This is a genomic window from Streptomyces sp. MBT65, assembly GCF_016612545.1.
Classification (GTDB): Bacteria; Actinomycetota; Actinomycetes; order Streptomycetales; family Streptomycetaceae; genus Streptomyces.
Map to the genome: position 1 here is coordinate 1 of NZ_JAENRY010000550.1, position 3,448 is coordinate 3,448.

The 3,448-nt window shown below is 70.7% G+C and carries 1 protein-coding gene; it reads left to right on the forward strand.

What is annotated here, in order from left to right; translation table 11 throughout:
• Positions 1 to 568: 568 nt before the first annotated feature.
• Positions 569 to 3,448, forward strand: a 2,880-nt coding sequence (locus JHN63_RS50110) for a nitrate- and nitrite sensing domain-containing protein (RefSeq protein WP_200691796.1), incomplete at its 3' end; no start/stop codon positions are given.

A 3,448-nucleotide genomic window follows, 5' to 3' on the forward strand; every position in this document is an offset into this window, starting at 1 on the left:
GGGTGAGGGTGGGGCGGTTGAGTACGGCGCGCCCGCCCAACGACCCCGGAGGCTGATGGAGTTGGTGTGCATGAGCCGTGTTTATGCTGTGAACTAGGTCACATCTGCTGGGGTGTTGGGAGGCCGGTCCCGGCGCCCTCCCGGCGCCCCCGATGTCACCCCGATCTCCCTCTACCCCTCGCCTCACCGTGTGTAATCAGCCAAAACGTCTTCGTGGCCGAGGAGTTGGAGTGGGCGGAGTCGAGCTGTCTACGCGCATAGTGTTCCGGGTGGCCTAAACCTCTGCGCCTAACGGGATTTGTGGGTTCCCTTGACCCGGATCGGATGGCTCGGTTTCATAACTCACCAACTGCGCGGGGGGCTCGGGCGCCCGTCGTGAATCCGCAGGGTGTCTTTGGCGTTCCTGGCGTGCTGTGCCGTCAACTCCCCAGTGTGTGCAGGCGTGTTGACGTGTCCGGCGGCCCGTCTGGATATGTCGCGCGCCACCCCGGAAAGGAAATACGCCGGTGTCGCAGTTCTTCACCGCAGCTCCTCCTTACTGCCGTGCTTTCGGGTGCCGGTGGGCGAGGTGAGCCGACATCGGGGTACGCCCGCGCAGCCGGAGACGGGCGCGAAAGCCGGGCGGGGGCGCAGTATCCGCGCCTCGCTCATCACGCTCGCGGTGGTGCCGGCGGCGGCGATGGTTCTGCTCTGGGTCAGTGGTTCCTACGCGCTGTTCGACCAGTGGCACAAGGCCAACGAGGAGGGGCAGCCGGCGAAGACCACGTACGCCCTGGTGCCGGCGGTCGGTGAGTTCCAGAAGGAACGGCAGCTCACGACAGTGTTGTTGTCGTCGCACGGCGGCCGTACCGCGCTGGACGCGCAGCGGCGCCGGACCGACGCCGTGCTCGCCGGTTTCCGCAAGGCGGACGCCGCCTCCGGGAGTGACGGATCGACTCAGTACCGGGCCCAGTTGGCGACCGTGCGGAGACGGCTCTCCGACCTGGCTGCCGAACGGGTCGCGGTGGACGCGGGGAAGGGCAGTCGGCAGCACGCCTACACCGTCTACTCCGACACCGTGACGTCGGTGCTGAACCTCTTCGGGACGCTCAACACGGACGCCGGCGACGCGGCCACCGCGGCCGGCGCCAGCCATGCTCTGGCGTTCCTGCGCGGAACGGAGGCTCTGACGCAGGAGGAGGCGATCCTCGATGGCGTCGCCTCCTCCGGGAAGCTGAGCGTCCAGGAGCGGGCGGCCCTGGCTTCGGCCGGGGCGGTCCGTGGTTCCGTGCTGTCCAACGAGGTCGAACCGTATCTGCCCGCGGATCTGGCGGCGGCACTCGGGACGGCCATGGGCGGGCAGAACGGGGAGGCCATGACGGCCTTCGAGACGACCGTCGGTACGGCGACCGCGGCGCACGACGGCACGATCGACGTGCCGCGTCCCTCGGCCGCCCGAGCGGCTGCCCCGGGGCAGGTGTCCGCCGCGGTGCAGGCCGTGGAGGGGCAGTTCCTGGCGCTGGTCACCAAGGACGCCTCGCACCGGACCCACATGGTGCTCGTCAAGGCGATGTCGGGCAGCGTCGTCGCGTTGGCCGCCGTACTCGCCGTGGCCCTGCTGTCCTGGCGCATCACCCGGTCCCTCCTCGGCCGTATGTCCGGGCTGCGTACGGCGACGCTCGAACTCGCCGATGAACGGCTGCCCGAACTGATCACCCGGCTGCGCACCCAGGGCAAGCGGGCCGAACTCGACGACCTGCCCGAACTCGACTTCGGCACGGACGAGTTGGGCAAGGTCGCGGAGGCGTTCAACAGCGCCCAGCGGACCGCCGTGAGCGTCGCGCTGGAGCAGGCCTCGCTGCGTGAGGGGGCGCGGCTGGTGTTCCACAACATGTCGCGCCGGATCCAGCTCCTCGTGCACCGGCAGCTCACGGTGATCGACTCCATGGAGCGCAAGGAGCAGGACCCCGAACTCCTCTCCGATCTCTACCGGGTCGACCACCTCGCCACCCGGATGCGGCGCAACGCGGAGAGCCTCACCGTGCTGTCGGGCGCGGCGCCCCGGCGCCGTTGGAAGCACGCGGTGCCGCTCGCGGATCTGCTGCGCAGCGCGGTGTCCGAGATCGAGGGCTACGCCCGGGTCGTGGTCGAACCCCTGCCGCCGATCGCGGTGTTGGGACCCGCGGTCGGCGACACGATCCACCTCATGGCCGAACTCATCGAGAACGGCGTGACGTTCTCCCCGCCGCACACCGAAGTCCGGGTACGGGCACTGCCGGTGGCGCAGGGGTACGCCGTCGAGGTCGAGGACCGGGGGCTCGGTCTGTCGGCCGACGAGTACGCGGCGGCGAACGAACTCCTGCACCACCCCAAGGACTTCAGCTTCACCACACTCGGCGAGGACCCACGCCTCGGTCTCTTCACGGTCGGACATCTCGCCCAACGCCATGGCGTCACCGCCAGCCTCCAGGCCTCCTCCTACGGCGGCTCCCTCGCCGTCGTGGTCCTCCCGCACGTCCTCACGGAGTCGGCGGCGGACACGCTCCCGCCCACGCTGGACCCGAGGGCGGAACGGCATCTGGCTTCGGTCGCGGGGTCGGCGACGGGGATGGGATCGGGATCGGGCGCCGGTTCGGGAACGGGTTCAGGCTCGGGTTCGGGGCCGATTTCAGGGCCGGGTTCGGTGACCGGCTCGGGTTCGGTGACCGGTTTGATGGGTCCAGGGCAGGGGTCAGGTTCGGGCAACAACTCGGGCAGGGGCTCGGCCGCCGGGACGGACACAGGGTCCGGCATTGGTTCGGCGACCGGTCCGGTCCCCGGTTCGGGACGCGGCGGGGTGACGTCCGGCGGCATGCCGATGCGCGTCCGCACCCGCCCCGGCTCGCAGGCCCAGCCGACTTCCGGGGGCCGCGGCGACACGACACCTTTCGCGGACTCCCGTGAGAACGGGGCGCCGACGGACTTCCGCGAGCCCGTGCGGTCTTCGGACTCCCGCGAGTCCGGATCGTCGACGGCCTTCCGTACGGCCGGGTCCGCTTCGGACTTCCGTACGGCCGGGTCCGCTTCGGACTTCCGTACGGCCGGCCTCCCCGGGGACTCGCGCGGGGCCGGCCCGTCCGGGGACTCGCGTGAGGCTGGACCGTTCGCAGATTCCCGCGAGCCCGGCTCCTCAGCGGGTCCCCGTGCGGGCGGCCCGTTCGCGGGCTCCCGTGATGGCGGCTCGTCGACAGACCGCCGTGCTTCCGGGTTCCCGGCCGATTCTGGTGAGGCCGGGGGGTTCGGGGACTCGCGTGAGGCTGCGCCTTTCACGGATTCCCGTGAGGCTGCGCCCTTCACGGATTCCCATGGAGCCGGCTCCTCAGCAGGCCCTCATGCGGGCGACCCGTTCGCGGGCTCTCGCGAGGCGGGGTCTTTCGCGGACTCTCGCGAGGCCGGGCCCTTCGCTGATTCCCGCGAGCCCGGCTCCTCA